Below are 14,347 nucleotides of genomic sequence, written 5' to 3'. Positions count from 1 at the left end.
TCGTCACCAGAGCGGGAAGTCCTGGCCGTACTCCTGCTGCGTCCGGGGTGCGAAGTAACGGCGCTCGGACTCGTCGATCGCGACGTCGTTGATGCTGGCCTCCCGTCGCGCCATCAGGCCGGCGTCGGTGAACTCCCACAACTCGTTGCCATAGCTGCGCCACCACTGGCCGGATGCGTCATGGCATTCGTACTGGAACCGGACGGCGATCAGGTTGTCGTGAAAACTCCACAGGCCCTTGCGCAGCACATAGTCGAGCTCGCGCTGCCATTTCCGGGTCAGGAAGGCGACGATCTGCTCGCGGCCGACGATGTGCTCGTCGCGGTTGCGCCATTGCGAGTCGACGGTGTAGGCCCGGCTGACCCGTTCGGGGTCGCGGCTGTTCCAGGCATCCTCGGCGGCCTGGACCTTTTGCATCGCCGTCTCGCGGGTGAAGGGCGGAAGCGGAGGGATGACGTCGTCGGTCATGGCGTCCATCCTCCCCCGGCGTCGGCTTGCCGACGGTGGCATATCGTGACCGTCATGGACTTCGCGATGTCGGCCAAAGCCAGCGACTACCACAAACGGCTGTCCGACTTCATGACCGAATACGTGTTCCCGGCGGAGGCCGAATACGACCGCTACCGCCACGAAGCCGGCCCAAACGATCACACCGTGCCGCCGATCGTCGAGGAGCTGAAGACCAAGGCGAAAGAGCGCGGTCTGTGGAACCTGTTCCTGCCCGCCGAGTCGGGTCTGACCAATGTGGACTATGCGCCGCTGGCCGAGCTGACCGGCTGGAGCGTCGAGATCGCGCCGGAGGCGATCAACTGCGCCGCGCCGGACACCGGCAACATGGAGATCCTGCACATGTTCGGCACCGAAGAGCAGCGCAAGCAGTGGCTGCAACCGTTGCTCGACGGCGAGATCCGCAGCGGATTCTCGATGACCGAACCTGCGGTCGCCAGCAGCGACGCCCGCAACATCGAGACCACGATCGCCCGCGACGGCGGCGACTACGTCATCAACGGCCGCAAATGGTGGACATCGGGCGCGGCGGACCCGCGCTGCAAGGTGCTCATCGTGATGGGCCGCACCAACCCCGACGCGGCCAGCCACGAACAGCAGTCGATGGTGCTGGTCCCGGTCGACACCGCTGGGGTGACGATCGTGCGCTCCACGCCGGTGTTCGGCTGGCAGGATCAACATGGGCACTGCGAGGTGATCTACGACAACGTGCGGGTGCCGGTCACCAACCTGCTCGGTGAAGAGGGCGCCGGTTTTGCGATCGCCCAGGCCCGGCTGGGCCCCGGTCGCATTCATCACTGCATGCGCGCCCTGGGCGCGGCCGAACGCGCGCTGGCGCTGATGGTCAACCGTGCCAGCAACCGGGTGGCGTTCGGCAAGCCGCTGGCCGAACAGGGCGTGGTGCGAGAGTCAATCGCCAAGTCCCGCAATGAGATCGACCAGGCCAGGCTGCTCTGCGAGAAGGCGGCGTGGACCATCGACCAGTACGGCAACAAGGCCGCCCACTTGCTGGTTTCGCAGATCAAGGCGGTGGCCCCGCAGGTCGCCTGCGACGTGATCGACCGCGCCATCCAGGTCCACGGCGCGGCGGGCGTCAGCGATGACACCCCGCTGGCCCGGCTCTACAGTTGGCATCGCGCGATGCGGATCTTCGATGGGCCCGACGAGGTGCACTTGCGGACGATCGCACGCGCCGAGATCGGCGGGGAGAAAAGCGCCTTTGCCGCGGCGGTCACCTGAGATGGCGGCGGTTGTGCGGGATCTGCGGGGGGCGTGGAACTTTCGCGACGTCGCGGACAGCACCGGCGTGCTGCGGCCCGGACGGCTGTTCCGCTCCGGTGAACTGAGCCACCTCGACGACGACGGCCGCGACGAGTTGCGCCGGCTGGGCATCACCGATGTGGCCGACCTGCGGTCGCGCCGCGAAGTACAGCGTCACGGCCCGGGCCGAGTACCCGACGGCGTCGACATCCATCTGTTGCCCATTCCCGACCTCGGACCTGACCAGGGCGACCCGGACGGAGAAGCCCCGCACGAGCACGCATTCCGGCGGTTGCTGGAAGACAAACCCGACGACGAACCGGTCAGCGACGCATCCACTCGCTACATGATCGACGAGTACAGCAGGTTCCCCACTTACAACGGAGCGCAGCAGGCGCTGCACCGCGTCGTCAGCTTGCTGGCCGGCGGGCGCGCGCTGCTTGCCCACTGTTTCGCCGGCAAGGATCGCACCGGCTTCTTGGTGGCGATGGTGCTGGAAGCCGCTGGCGTCGAACGCGATGCGATCGTGGTGGATTTCCTGGGCAGCAACCATGCGGTCCCCCAGCTGCGGGCCCGGATCCTGGAAGCGGTGAAGCAGCGGTCGGACGTCGAAGTAACGCCGGAGTTGATGGCGTTCACCGAGGCGCGGCTGTCCGACGAGGTCCTCGGTGTCCGCGAGGAGTACCTGGACACCGCGCGACGGACCATCGACCAGAAGTTCGGTTCGCTCGAGGGCTATCTGCGCAGCGCAGGCATCACCGAGGCCGACGTGGACCGGCTGCGGTCGGCACTGTTGGGCTGAGTTTCGGGCCCATAATGGGCAGACTTACGCGGGTCCATCCACAGTCCGCCATTTATCCACAGCTGCAGCTTGAGCGGCTGCCTATTGTGGGCCCGCTGCTGGCGATGATCTCTCCGTCGTTTTGCTCAATTGAGCAGGTCGGCCCCATCGGGACTGTCAGAATGACGGCAGATGGAGTAGAAGCAGGCACTTAGCGGGATGGGGGCCAACGGGGGAAATGCGAATGCGCACGACGCACACGGTCGCTGTCGCGGCTATCGGACTCGCCGCTGCCGGGTGCGTTCTGTCGCACCAGGCGCCCCCACCGATCAGAAACACAACGAACACCAGCACCTCGACGGCTCCGCCGTTGAGTGCACAACTACAAATCTGGTACAGCCACGTCCAGCCGTACTTCCAAGAGCTTGCCGATGCGGGGCACCGCTTAGCGACGGCAGGCCAGAACGAGGATCTAACCGGCTTGGGTTTTGCTTGCCAGCAACTGCAGGACGCCGCAAGCAACCTTCAGCAGCACATGCCGACACCCGATCCTGATCTGACGAGAGAATTGCAGGGGGCCATCAGCGATTACGATGCTGGCAGCCGTTTCTGCGTGGCGGGCAGCCAGAAAGTCAATATGGGTGAACTTGAGGACAGCCTCCCTCTGCTCAACTCGGCTAATGTCAAAATGGACACCGCTACCAACCTCCTACACAGAGACATGGGCAGCGCCCCATCCACAACCACCGAGCCGTCGACTACCGGTCCGCGGCCGAGCCTGCCGGGAACCGATGGGCAGGGCTTTGTGGAGTCCTACGCTCGCTGTGAACCGGGAACTCCCCCCGCACTGATGGCCCGCACTACCAAGTCCTTGGTCGTGGTCTGCGAAACGGGACCAGGAAATTATTACTATCGCGGCGTTCGCGAAAGCGACGGCGCCAGTATCGAGCTCGCCGACGCGGTCCGCACATCCAGTGGGTTCGACGTCACCAACCCGACCGACGGAACGCGCTATCAGGTGCGGCCCGAGGTGCTGAATATCATCTCACCGAGCGGCCAAGTGGATTCCGAGCCTATGGTCCAGTACGCATCGAGCTAGCCGAATTCGATGCACTGCTCTATCAACATTGCAACCCTAGCGCACCGCGGCGGCACCAACCAGCACCCGGCAGTCACCGGCTAAGGCTGGTGCATAGACAACTGCGCCGCTCCCCGGCAGGAATTTCACAAATCCCAATGTGGATAACCACGCAAGCGCATAGGCTTCCATCGACAAATGGGTACGTGTCACGGCCACGGCGGTGTAGCACAAGTGTTGGCGACCACCTGAGTCTGGGTATTCGCCATACGAGTAGTCGGCCGTAGTGGTTCGAGGGTTCGCTCATGTCGTTGGGTCACGGTCAGGTATTTGCCGGATACACGATCGTTCGGCTGCTCGGGTCCGGGGGTATGGGAGAGGTCTACCTAGCCCAGCACCCGAGACTGCCTCGCCACGACGCGCTCAAGGTGTTGCCTGCCGACGTCTCGGCGGACCCTGATTTCCGGAGCCGGTTCAACCGCGAAGCCGACCTGGCCGCGACGCTCTTTCATCCGCACATCGTCGGCGTACACGACCGAGGGGACTTCGACGGCCAACTGTGGATCGCGATGGACTACGTCGCGGGCACCGACGCGGGGCAGTTGATGAAAGCCCAGTATTGGGAAGGGATGACGGCACACGACGTGTGCGCTATCGTCACCGCGGTTGCCAGCGCCCTCGACTATGCAAACCAGCGTGGGCTACTGCACCGCGACGTCAAACCAGCTAACATCTTGCTCACCGAGCCAGAAGACGGTGAACGGCGAGTTCTGTTGGCAGACTTCGGGATAGCCCGCCAACTGGCCGACGTCAGTGGGTTGACCGCCACCAACATGACGGTCGGCACGGTGTCCTATGCCGCGCCCGAGCAGTTGATGGGCTCCGATATCGACGGGCGCGCCGACCAATACGCGCTGGCCGCCACTGCCTTTCACCTTCTCACCGGGTCTCCCCCGTATCAGCATTCCAACCCTATCGCAGTCATCAGCCAGCATCTGAACGCCGCACCACCGAAGCTCAGCGATCGGCGGCCAGAATTGGCGTATCTCGATCCGGTGTTGTCAAAAGCGTTGGCCAAAGACCCAAGTGACCGGTTCGACCGATCCCGCGAGTTCGCCGCCAAACTCAGTGAGCGAGCCCATTTCGACCCGGAAAGTGATCGCTCAACCGAGGCGGGCATCTCGGTTGAGGCGCCTCGGGCAGGGACACCGACACAAGTAGCGGTTCCCAAGCCGCATGGAAAACCCGCCAAGCACGGTTCGTCGTCGGATGATGAGGCACCACCGGGTGCGCCGACAAAGAGGCGGTCCGCACGCCTGGTGTGGGCGGCCCTGGTGGTGCTGCTGTGCTCAATTGTTGGTGCCGTGGCGTGGTTTTCGGCCATGCTCTACGGCGCGCAATCGGCACGACCAGTGCCGTACACGGCCCCGACGACCAGCACGGCTCAAACGTCCGCAGCCGCAGCGCCACCGGTCACGGCTACCGTGACACGGGCCCCGTCTGTTATCCCGTCCACGACCCAGCCAGCGCCGACTGTGACGCCGTCCAGCGTTGCGCCAGCGCCAGCGCAGTTTTCGGCCGCCGATCAAAAGTTCCTTGCCCTGCTGCGAGGTATGGGGATAAGCATTCCGACCGCTGACGCCGCGGAATATGCGATCGAAAAAGGACACGCGGTGTGCGACCACGTGGCCAGCCATCCCGACGCCGTTGTCGGGAGCACGGTACTAGACGAATGGATTGCGAGCACGACGATTTATGGCGGCAATAATGCCGGCCCGTTCGCGCTTTACTCAGCGGAATCCTATTGCCCGCAGCGCGTGGGACCCAATTACTGACCGGCTGACAACGGAATAGACAAGATACCGGTTCATGGTTGGTTGAGCCGGTGCTCGACGCATAGGATATGTTGCTGCGGCTAGCCGCAACGAAAGGCAACGGCAAGCGGTGAACACCACCGGATCGGGGAAGAGCCTACCTTCATGATGAGCACCGAAGGCAAACCGGACGAGCAACTGGCCCATTGACAATCTCACCCTGGCCTGCGCCCCGCATCACCGGCTGATCTCAGCCGGCGGCTGGAAAACCCGCAAACGCGCCAACGGCGATACGAATGGCTGCCTCCACCCCATCTGGACACCGGCCAACCTCGAACCGCTGGAGTGCTCTTCACCGCATGGATGCAGGAATCTACCTCCGGATCAGTGAAGACAGGTCGGGCGAACAGCTCGGTGTTCAGCGGCAGCGCCAGGACTGCTAGAAGCGATGCGCCGAAAAGGGCTGGACGCCAGTCGAATACGTTGATAACGACACTTCTGCCACGTCGGGCAAGCGTCGGCCGGCCTACGAGCGGATGCTGGATGACATCCGCGACGGCCGGACCCGTGCGGTAGTGGTCTGGGACTTAGATCGGCTGCACCGCCGTCCCGTCGAGTTGGAAGCGTTCATGGAACTGGCCGATGAGAAGCACTTGGAGCTGGCTACCGTTTCCGGCACCGTGGACCTCTCAACGGCAGACGGCCGTCTCTACACAACGGATGAAGGGCAATGTCGCCGCTCATGAGGGCGAGCACCGCAAGGCCCGTCAGCTCCGGGCTGGCTGGTGCATCCGCTTGAGCTTGCTCGAGCGGGAAGTTGTTCGCTCCCACTCGCTGTTTGCCGTCACCGCCGCGCATGATCCGCTCCACGAGGCCGACCTTTCGGTCTTACATCCCCAAACTGGTCCGCCATCGGCCGGTCAAAAGACTCGCTCGGCGGGTACCTGGTCCAGGCAGACCCGACCCGAGAACAAGCCGAAAGTGTTTGGGGCGTCCTGGTATTGACGACCACGCAGCAGGAACTCGGTGTAGGACCGATGCTGGACACCAGCAAGTTCGGTCGTGTGTTTGTCCGCGAGGGTCTGCCGCTGCAAACAGGTTTCGCTAATGACGATTTCACCCGTAACGTGCGGCGGTTCTCGCCGATGAAAGATTAGTGCTAGCGGTGGGTGGGACTCAGATCGGTTCGTTCCACATGAACAACGAGTACTCGATATCTTCGGGCGTTGTTCCACCATGAACCTTGTCAAGCTGCGAAGCCCATGCTGTGCATGCCTGTAAGTACGTCACGTACCGGTCTCCCCACCGGCGTGATTTAGCGGCTTTCCGACTGTCCCACTTCAGCCCGCGAAGTCCGCCCCAAACGCGGCTGTCGAGAATGAGCGGAGTCCAGTCAGTCTTCACCGTCGTGCCGACAACCCATAGCCACTTCGTAAGGAATGCCGGCCCGACACCTTCCAGTCGGTCGGCGCAGTCGTATGCGGCCGCAATCTCGCCAGACCGGAGCCGACTTCGCGCTTCGCGGAGTGCGGCGAGTGCTGGCTTTTCCGCACTGCTGAGGGCCGCTTCGGTGTATCGCGGACCGCGGCCGTTCGTCGTGCCCGATCCCCAGGCCATCGTCATCACGAACAACTTTCGAACGTCATCGTCGCTCTGCCAATCCGTCTTCGCGGCGAGCCTCGCGAGGTCGGACCGGTGAATCGCTGCGGGAACAGGCACGTCTGACATCGAGCAGTACCTTGACCACACCGCCGGGTTGACGGTCGTCGATAGTTGGGTTGTGGCGGATCGAAGCTTCCTCGCCGGGAAGGTGATTCCCAGTGTTGGATCGCTCATACTCATGTGTTACCTATTTCTGCACCTTGCTGGGATGGTCCTGGGAGGGAGCGTCTGCAAACACCGGGCGGGGCCCGGCGGTATTCCATTTGGAAGCGGCCGGCCCACCTGTCCAACATCATCTATTGCCCCCCAACTAGGGCTCAATACCACTTACGCTTCGCCGCGTGAGGGAACGGTGGAAACGTAACGTCGGCTGGCTGGCCATCGTGTTCGCGGCCGTAGCCCTGGCGCTCCTCGTGATCGTCTGTTTACAGGCCGCCATGCTGCACAGCAAGGGCTGGCGAATCCTGATGGGCAGCCTCCCCGAGTACCTGGCAGCATTCGGTAGCTTGTCGACCTTAGGCGTCCTGGCACTAGCCGTCGATGAGTGGAGACGTGACCAGCGTGAGCGGCGCGATCAGCTCGCAAACCAGGCGCGCTTGATCATCGTAGAGTCCGTCCCGCGTGCCGAGATGGTCCCACCTGCCAATCAAGCTCCCGTCCGCCCCGATGGGAAGCCCGAGTATCGGTACGTGGTCATCCGCAATCGCAGCCAGGAGCCTATTTTCAACGTCCGCATCCCCGATGGATCGCACCTTGAAACAAAGGAAAAGATGCCGTGGATCACGAGCGTCGCAGAGGTCAGGGCACAGTCCGAGGATGGTTCGTTCTATTCGCCCACGCCGACCATCGTTCATCGACACGTGCCAGACCTCATACCTGTCCTTGCGCCCGGCCAAGCGACATTTCAACTTCACCTCGCGACGGTGCCGCGCGATCAGCAGCCGACTGAATACGTGTTCTTCACCTTCACCGACGCACGAGGCACGAAGTGGCAGAGGATGGGCAGCCGACAACCGGAGCGGCTACTCGACTGAGGAGCGCTCCGCCCCTCCGCCAGACGCGACCCGCGCAGCATTTTGCGAAGACGAACGTTTTCGCAGCGTGCCGCCTCGCTATCGTTTGCCTGGCCTAACCTCAAATCCGGAGGCCGGGGCGGACCGGCCCGGAACGAGAGAGCGGAAACCGATGACACCGTCCTGCTGCTCCTCGTCGTCGCGGCGTGCAGCCGCTGGGGCCGGAGGGCCGCGGCCGTCGCGGCCGGCCTGCCGGTCGTCTACTCCCACCCCGTCCTCGTCGCCTCGCTTGGACTCCTCGCGGCAGGTGTGGTGCTGTTCGTCCGGGCCGTCCGGCGAGCCCGCGAACTACAGGTAGGCCGGGCCGTCCACGACGGTGCCCTACGGCAGCGGTGCTAGGAACAGGACTGGCTGGTGCGGGCCGGTGATCCCCGAGGCGTCTACGGGCTCTAGCCGCCGGACTAACGTAGCTCCTCATGTCGGACCTTATGGACTGGCTGAGTTCCCTGCATTACGGCGACGTGCCGGCTTACCTGTCAACTGCGGTCGCAATCGTCTTCGGCACCCTGGGGTGGTGTTCATCTCGGCGATCCAAGAAGGCCGAGAAGGCGGCCACGGAGCAAGCAGCAAAGGCAACGGAGGCCGCACAGGGTGCGGCAGCCGCTCAGCGGCAGATTGCCGAGGACACCAAGCGATTCGCGACGGCCCAGGAGACGCACACAGCGCTGCTGCAAGGTGCGGCGGAACAGGCTGAGCGGTTCCCGTGGGACATCCGCCGCATCGGCAATTCCATGGACTTCCGCTTAGTCAACCTCACCAACACCCGCAAGTACCAAGTGGCTGTTACTGGCGAGCCAGCCGGACGGCCAGCCGGAGTTTTTCGCATGGGCGGCGGCGGCGAGAACCAATTCGATTACATCGACGGACGCGAGACGGTGGAACTGGACCTGTTCGTTGCGGCCCAGACGATGGACCGGTCGATCACAGTGAGTTGGCGTCCGACACAAGACCACACGGGCGACCCGTGGACACAACGTATTGGGCTGCCATAGACATTCAGCGGACTCCTGAACGGAATTTGAGAGTTTCGCGGCCAATTCCGAACCATTAGCTTCCACCATCCCGAGAAGCTCCTCCGCGATGAGGACGATGAAGACGTTCCATAGCGAGCTCCAGTGCCAGGACGACCTCGGCGACCGCGCGCTCGGCTAGGTTTCTCGCACCGGCTGGTAGGTGAGGCGGACGAGGCCAGAGCCGATGGTGCGAATGTCGGTGCGGCGCATAGGTTTATCGTCACACGTGTCGCCGAACAATCGCTCCCCGGAACCGAGCACAACCGGAAACACGGTCAGTCGCAGACTATCGACCAGGTTGTGCTCCATCAGCGTGTGAACCAGCTGGATACTGGCGTAGACGACGATGTCGCCGTGCAACTCGCGCTTCAGATTGGAGACCTCGTTCACGGCGTCGCCGCTGAGGATCGCCGCGTTACTCCACTTCGGCTCGTCGAGCGTCGAGGATACGACGTACTTCGGCAGGCCGTTCAACCTGTCGGCCCACTGGCCCGTGCGGGATAACCACCGCGCAGCGAACCATTCGTCGCTTCGCCGACCAAGCAGCAGGGCATCGGCGCCCAGGGCCTCTTCGAGCATCAGTTTGCCCCATGCTTCGCGGTCCTCGTCGCTCGCCCGAAAGAACCAACCCCCGCGCTCGAAGCCCTCCTCACCAGTCGGGTCCTGCACGACTCCGTCGAGTGAGACGTTCTCGCTGATGATGATCTTTCCCATCGTGGTTCTCCTCGGTTGGCTCGGTTACGACTGTGAAGACACCGCGGGCGTCGAGAAGGTGGCGGTCGCGGACCGCCCCGATTGCCGTTCGGCCGGTGTCTAACCAACATGGAAGTGCTACAAGCCACAGAAGTAGGTGACGCCAGGGTGGTAGCCGGCGATCTGATGTCCAGGGCACGGGCGGGCGACGGCGAAGCGTTTCGGGAGCTGATTGAGCCTTACCGCCGCGAGCTGCAGGTGCACTGCTACCGGATGCTCGGATCATTCCAAGATGCCGAGGACGTCCTGCAAGACACACTGCTGGCGGCATGGCAAGGCTTTGGCGGCTTCGAGGGACGCGCGTCGCTGCGCACCTGGCTCTACCGGATCGCGACCAACCGCTGCCTCAACGCGCGCCGATCGGCCAGTCGGCGCTCGGCCAAGGAGTGGGACGTGCCCAACGTCGAACCGCCCGAGCCGAGCCGGCTCGGCGAAATCGTCTGGCTCGAACCGTTTCCCGATGCCCTGCTCGAGGGGGCCGTCGACGCGCCGCCCGGCCCGGACGCGCGTTACGAGCAGGCAGAAGCCATCTCGCTGGCCTTCGTGACCGCCCTGCAAACCTTGCCGCCTCGCCAGCTCGCCGCGCTCGTCCTGCGCGACGTCCTCGGCTTCCACACCGCCGAGGTGGCCGACATGCTCGACTCGAGCGTCGAATCGGTCAAGAGCGCCCTCAAACGGGCACGCGCCGGCATGCGGCATCGGCGGCCCACGACCGAGGGCCGCGAACCCGCGCCCGCCGCCAACTCAGCCACAGAGGAGGCAATCGTGGCGAAATTCGTGCGCGCGTGGGAATCCGCCAACCTGGATGCGCTGGTGACGCTTCTGACCGAGGACGTCTTCGTGTCGATGCCACCGATGCCGTTCGAATACCAGGGCCGAGACGTCGTGGCGCGCTTCTGCGCCAGCATCTTCCGCGCAGGCCGGAGGTTCGACCTGATCCCGACGCGAGCCAACGGCCAGCCGGCGTTCGGGGCCTACCTGCGCGCCCCCACCGGCGTCCGCCACGGAACCGGCCTTTATGTCCTCACCCTCACCGGCGACCGGATCAGTGCCATGGTTCGCTTCGACAACAGCGTCCTCCCGTTCTTCGGGCTACCGCGCTCGCTGCCGCCAGGCTCTGGCTAGGGTTCCAGGACGACCTTGCCCAGCACCCCGCCGTCGGCCAGGGCCTGCAGCGCGGTGCGGCCCTCCGAGAGCGGATAACGCTGCGGCGGTGGCGGTTTCAGCCCCAACGACACCAGCTGCGCCAGCCCCCACGCGAACAGCGCCGCCGACCCGGGGACCTTGCTCAGGTACTCGCCCCAGGCCACCCCGACCACGCTGATGTTGCGCAACAGCAGCCGGTTGACCTTGACGGTCGGGATGCCGCCCGCGGCGAATCCAATCACCAGCAGCTTGCCGTCGATCGCAAGCACCCGAATGGCGTCGTCGAAAGCCGGCCCGCCGACGGGGTCGACCACGATGTCCACGCCCCGGCCGTCGGTGTGGTCACGCACCCGCTGAGCCCAGCCGTCGGTCAACGGCAACACCACGTCGGCGCCCAGCGACTCGACGAATTCCGTTGCGCCCGTGCGGTGCACCATCGCGATGACCATGCCGGCGCCCATCGCCCTGGCCACCTGGATCGCTGCGGTGCCCACGCCGCCCGCTGACCCAAGCACCAGCACGGTGTCGCCCGGGCGCATGGCCGCCCGGCGGGCCAGCGCGAAGTACATGGTGTTGTAGTTCACCAGCAGCGACACCGCCTCGGCGTCGTCGAGCTCGGCGGGGCTGGGGGTCACGTTCGTCACCGGCGCGATGACTTGTTCGGCGAAGCCGCCCAGCACACCGAACGCCGAGACCCGGTCACCCACTTTGAATTCCGACTCTTCCGGCGCGGAGCGCACCACGCCGGCGGCTTCCATCCCCGGGATGAACGGCGGTGGCAGCTTGAGCTGATACTCGCCCTTGCTCAGCAGCAGGTCCGGAAAGCACACCCCGGCGGCGCGGACGTCGATGACCACGGTGTCCTCGCCGCCGGTGACATCGTCGACGTCGGTGTAGACGAGACCGGACGGGCCTGTGAGTTCTTGTACCACACAGGCTTTCATGGGCCGGCGGTCACCGCACCGAGAAGCTGGCCTGTTTCGCGGCGGACAAGTCGTCGATCTCTGCCCAGTGCGCAGCCACCTCGTCCACCGACGGCGGCTTGCTGAAGGTGACTCCCTCGTTCTGGAAAAGCGCGGTGCGCTGCACCTTGCCGCCGCCGACGATGAAGACCGAACCGGTGTCGGGCACCTCCTCGGTGCACAGGTAGGCGACGACCGGCGCCACGAAGTCCGGGGTCAGGTTTTTCAGCACCTCGGGCGGCAGGATGTCCTCGGTCATCCGGGTGGCCGCGATCGGTGCGAGCGCGTTGGTCTTGATGTTGTACTTGGCGCCCTCCTGGGCCAACGTGTTGATCATGCCGACCAGGCCCAGCTTCGCCGCACCGTAGTTGGCCTGGCCGAAGTTGCCGAACAGCCCGCTGGTCGAAGTGGCCACAACCACCCGCCCGAAGCTCTGCTCACGGAAGTGCGGCCAGGCAGCGCGGACGACGTTGTAGCCGCCGTAGAGATGCACCTTCAGCACGGCGTCCCAGTTCTCGAAGCTCATCTTGTGGAAGGTGCCGTCGCGCAGGATCCCGGCGTTGCTCACCACGCCGTCGACCTTGCCGAACTCGTCGAGGGCCGTCTTGATGATGTTCTCGGCGCCCTCGGCCTCAGCCACGCTGTCGTAGTTGGCGACCGCGCGCCCGCCGGCATCCTTGATCTCGTTGACCACCTGGTCGGCCATCGAATGGCCGGCGCCGGTACCGTCGCGGGCTCCACCTAGGTCGTTGACGACGACGCTGGCACCTTCCCGGGCGAGGGTCAGGGCATACTCGCGGCCCAATCCCCCACCGGCACCGGTGACGACGATGACACGATCCTGTACTCCAGGCATGAATTTCCTTTCTGGGTGTCAGAACAGCCGGCGGGCCAACTTCTGCGCCTTCTCTGTATACGGCGGGTAGATGAACTTCGATAAGTCGGGTCGGGTGGGCTTGGTCAACACTGACTTGCGGTGGCTGAACTCCTCGAAACCAAAGCGGCCGTGGTAGGCGCCCATCCCTGACGAGCCGACTCCTCCGAACGGCAGCTTGGCAGTCGAAACCTGGAACGCGAGGTGGTTGACCAGCATGCCTCCCGCGGGCACCTCTTTGATCACCCGTTCACGCACCGCGCGTGTCTTGGTGAACAGGTACGCCGACAGCGGCTTGGGCCGTGAGTTGACGAAACGTATTGCCTCGTCGATGGATTGGACCGAAATCACCGGCAGGATCGGGCCGAAGATCTCGTTGCTCATCAACGGCTCGTCCGGATCGGGGTCGACGACCACGGTCGGCTCCATGCGCAGCGCCGACGCGTCGGAGTTGCCACCGAGCGCGACCGTGCCCTTGGTCTTGGCCAGATAGTCTTTCAGCCGATCGAACTGGCGCTGGTTGACGATGCGCATCCCGGCCCGCTCGTCATCGGACCGGAACTTAGTGATGGCCTCGCCGATCTTGTCGACGAGCTCGTCGCGAATCTTCGCGTCGGCCAGCACATAGTCGGGTGCCACGCAGGTCTGGCCGGCGTTGAGCAGTTTGATCCAGGCGATCCGCTTGGCTGCGACCTCGACGTCGGCATCCTCCGCCACGATCACCGGGCTCTTGCCGCCGAGCTCGAGGGTGACCGGCGTCAAGTGTGGTGCCGCGCCCTCGTAAACCTTGCGGCCGATCTCGGTGCCGCCGGTGAACAGCACCCGGTCGAAGCCCTGCGCGATCAGCTCCTGGCTGACCATGCCGTCACCCTCCACCACCGCGATCGCATCACGGTCCAGGTAGCGCGGCACCAAATCGGCCATCACCGCCGACGACGCCGGGGCAATCTCGGATGGCTTGAGCACCACCGCATTTCCGGCGGCGATTGCCCCGACCGCGGGACCAAGCGTCAGGTAGAACGGGTAGTTCCAGGCGCCGATGATCAGCACGGTGCCGTAGGGCTCGTACTCGATCCAGCCACGGCCGGGCAGCTGCGCGGCCTCGAGCAAGCGGTATTTGCGGCGCATCCACTTCTTGACGTGTTTGGCGGCATACCGAGCCTCGTTGGCGGTGCCCGCGGCGTCGGCCAACCACGCTTCGAACGGCTTGCGGTCCAGATCCTTTGCCAGCGCGTCGGCGATCGCCGCCTCGTTCTCGACCATCATTCTTTCGATGGCGCGCAGCTGCGCTCGCCGCCATTCGACACTCCGGGTTCTGCCGGTCGAGAACGTCTCGCGCAGGTGGGCGACGATTTTCGGGATGTCCGACTGGGCCGCGGCGTCGGAGGTGGTGTTTGCTGTGGCTTCGGTGGTCATGGGCTTCC

The 14,347-nt window shown here is 64.5% G+C and carries 14 protein-coding genes and 1 pseudogene; 9 read left to right on the top strand and 6 right to left on the bottom strand.

Translation table 11 applies throughout. From position 1 onward, the window contains the following. Positions 1–3: 3 nt before the first annotated feature. Positions 4–468, bottom strand: a complete 465-nt coding sequence (locus AWC06_RS18115) for a nuclear transport factor 2 family protein (RefSeq protein WP_085199459.1) — start codon at positions 466–468, stop codon at positions 4–6. 66 nt (positions 469–534) lie between these two features. Here AWC06_RS18115 and AWC06_RS18110 point away from each other — a divergent pair, with 66 nt between their 5' ends. The 6 genes and pseudogenes from AWC06_RS18110 (at position 535) to AWC06_RS23325 (ending at position 6,597) form a co-directional block, all read left to right on the top strand. Further along, positions 535–1,746 carry an acyl-CoA dehydrogenase family protein gene (locus AWC06_RS18110; protein WP_169715377.1) on the top strand — a complete coding sequence of 404 codons (1,212 nt, stop codon included), beginning with the start codon at positions 535–537 and terminating at the stop codon, positions 1,744–1,746. A 1-nt stretch (position 1,747) separates the two neighbouring features. Beyond that, positions 1,748–2,569 carry a tyrosine-protein phosphatase gene (locus AWC06_RS18105; protein ID WP_085199365.1) on the top strand — a complete coding sequence of 274 codons (822 nt, stop codon included), beginning with the start codon at positions 1,748–1,750 and terminating at the stop codon, positions 2,567–2,569. 223 nt (positions 2,570–2,792) lie between these two features. Then, positions 2,793–3,647, top strand: a complete 855-nt coding sequence (locus AWC06_RS18100) for a hypothetical protein (protein ID WP_085199364.1) — start codon at positions 2,793–2,795, stop codon at positions 3,645–3,647. Between the two features lie 284 nt (positions 3,648–3,931). Next, the gene (locus AWC06_RS18095; protein WP_085199363.1) at positions 3,932–5,461 is read left to right on the top strand and encodes a protein kinase domain-containing protein; all 1,530 of its coding nucleotides are present in this window, start codon (positions 3,932–3,934) and stop codon (positions 5,459–5,461) included. A gap of 338 nt (positions 5,462–5,799) precedes the next feature. Then, positions 5,800–6,220 (top strand): annotated as a pseudogene (locus tag AWC06_RS23905) (recombinase family protein); the annotation flags it as partial. 221 nt (positions 6,221–6,441) lie between these two features. Next, positions 6,442–6,597 (top strand): hypothetical protein, encoded by a 156-nt coding sequence (locus AWC06_RS23325; protein WP_169715374.1) that lies wholly within the window; start codon positions 6,442–6,444, stop codon positions 6,595–6,597. A 19-nt stretch (positions 6,598–6,616) separates the two neighbouring features. Here the strand turns inward: AWC06_RS23325 and AWC06_RS24010 are convergent, their stop codons facing one another. Then, a complete protein-coding gene (locus AWC06_RS24010; protein WP_425320177.1) occupies positions 6,617–7,276 on the bottom strand; it encodes an 8-oxoguanine DNA glycosylase OGG fold protein in 660 nt (219 codons plus the stop codon). A 167-nt stretch (positions 7,277–7,443) separates the two neighbouring features. Here AWC06_RS24010 and AWC06_RS18075 point away from each other — a divergent pair, with 167 nt between their 5' ends. Further along, positions 7,444–8,136 (top strand): hypothetical protein, encoded by a 693-nt coding sequence (locus AWC06_RS18075; RefSeq protein WP_085199361.1) that lies wholly within the window; start codon positions 7,444–7,446, stop codon positions 8,134–8,136. A gap of 455 nt (positions 8,137–8,591) precedes the next feature. After that, the gene (locus AWC06_RS18070; protein ID WP_169715373.1) at positions 8,592–9,167 is read left to right on the top strand and encodes a hypothetical protein; all 576 of its coding nucleotides are present in this window, start codon (positions 8,592–8,594) and stop codon (positions 9,165–9,167) included. A gap of 156 nt (positions 9,168–9,323) precedes the next feature. Here the strand turns inward: AWC06_RS18070 and AWC06_RS18065 are convergent, their stop codons facing one another. Further along, the gene (locus AWC06_RS18065) at positions 9,324–9,902 is read right to left on the bottom strand and encodes a dihydrofolate reductase family protein (RefSeq protein ID WP_085199359.1); all 579 of its coding nucleotides are present in this window, start codon (positions 9,900–9,902) and stop codon (positions 9,324–9,326) included. A gap of 147 nt (positions 9,903–10,049) precedes the next feature. Here AWC06_RS18065 and AWC06_RS18060 point away from each other — a divergent pair, with 147 nt between their 5' ends. Next, complete coding sequence (locus AWC06_RS18060; RefSeq protein WP_085199457.1) at positions 10,050–11,066, top strand: sigma-70 family RNA polymerase sigma factor; 1,017 nt, start codon at positions 10,050–10,052, stop codon at positions 11,064–11,066. Here the strand turns inward: AWC06_RS18060 and AWC06_RS18055 are convergent. From AWC06_RS18055 to AWC06_RS18045, 3 genes are read right to left on the bottom strand one after another with little or no spacing between them, the layout of a single operon-like run. Continuing rightward, a complete protein-coding gene (locus tag AWC06_RS18055) occupies positions 11,063–12,031 on the bottom strand; it encodes an NADPH:quinone oxidoreductase family protein (protein WP_085199358.1) in 969 nt (322 codons plus the stop codon). The two genes, AWC06_RS18060 and AWC06_RS18055, sit on opposite strands and share 4 nt — an antisense overlap. A gap of 10 nt (positions 12,032–12,041) precedes the next feature. Then, positions 12,042–12,905, bottom strand: a complete 864-nt coding sequence (locus AWC06_RS18050) for an SDR family oxidoreductase (RefSeq protein ID WP_085199357.1) — start codon at positions 12,903–12,905, stop codon at positions 12,042–12,044. A gap of 18 nt (positions 12,906–12,923) precedes the next feature. After that, positions 12,924–14,339, bottom strand: coding sequence for an aldehyde dehydrogenase family protein (locus AWC06_RS18045; protein WP_085199356.1), 1,416 nt, complete (start codon positions 14,337–14,339; stop codon positions 12,924–12,926). Between the last annotated feature and the right edge of the window lie 8 nt (positions 14,340–14,347).

Origin of the sequence: Mycobacterium fragae (assembly GCF_002102185.1) — a bacterium.
GTDB lineage: Bacteria > Actinomycetota > Actinomycetes > Mycobacteriales > Mycobacteriaceae > Mycobacterium > Mycobacterium fragae.
This window is presented reverse-complemented; position numbering and strand designations above follow the sequence as displayed.

What these genes read in the sequence shown, in the direction of transcription:
- AWC06_RS18115 (WP_085199459.1), bottom strand. Translation starts at nt 468, where the DNA reads ATGACCGACGACGTCATCCCTCCGCTTCCGCCCTTCACCCGCGAGACG.
- AWC06_RS18110 (WP_169715377.1), top strand. Translation starts at nt 535, where the DNA reads ATGTCGGCCAAAGCCAGCGACTACCACAAACGGCTGTCCGACTTCATG.
- AWC06_RS18105 (WP_085199365.1), top strand. Translation starts at nt 1,748, where the DNA reads ATGGCGGCGGTTGTGCGGGATCTGCGGGGGGCGTGGAACTTTCGCGAC.
- AWC06_RS18100 (WP_085199364.1), top strand. Translation starts at nt 2,793, where the DNA reads ATGCGCACGACGCACACGGTCGCTGTCGCGGCTATCGGACTCGCCGCT.
- AWC06_RS18095 (WP_085199363.1), top strand. Translation starts at nt 3,932, where the DNA reads ATGTCGTTGGGTCACGGTCAGGTATTTGCCGGATACACGATCGTTCGG.
- AWC06_RS24010 (WP_425320177.1), bottom strand. Translation starts at nt 7,276, where the DNA reads ATGAGCGATCCAACACTGGGAATCACCTTCCCGGCGAGGAAGCTTCGA.
- AWC06_RS18070 (WP_169715373.1), top strand. Translation starts at nt 8,592, where the DNA reads ATGTCGGACCTTATGGACTGGCTGAGTTCCCTGCATTACGGCGACGTG.
- AWC06_RS18065 (WP_085199359.1), bottom strand. Translation starts at nt 9,902, where the DNA reads ATGGGAAAGATCATCATCAGCGAGAACGTCTCACTCGACGGAGTCGTG.
- AWC06_RS18055 (WP_085199358.1), bottom strand. Translation starts at nt 12,031, where the DNA reads ATGAAAGCCTGTGTGGTACAAGAACTCACAGGCCCGTCCGGTCTCGTC.
- AWC06_RS18050 (WP_085199357.1), bottom strand. Translation starts at nt 12,905, where the DNA reads ATGCCTGGAGTACAGGATCGTGTCATCGTCGTCACCGGTGCCGGTGGG.
- AWC06_RS18045 (WP_085199356.1), bottom strand. Translation starts at nt 14,339, where the DNA reads ATGACCACCGAAGCCACAGCAAACACCACCTCCGACGCCGCGGCCCAG.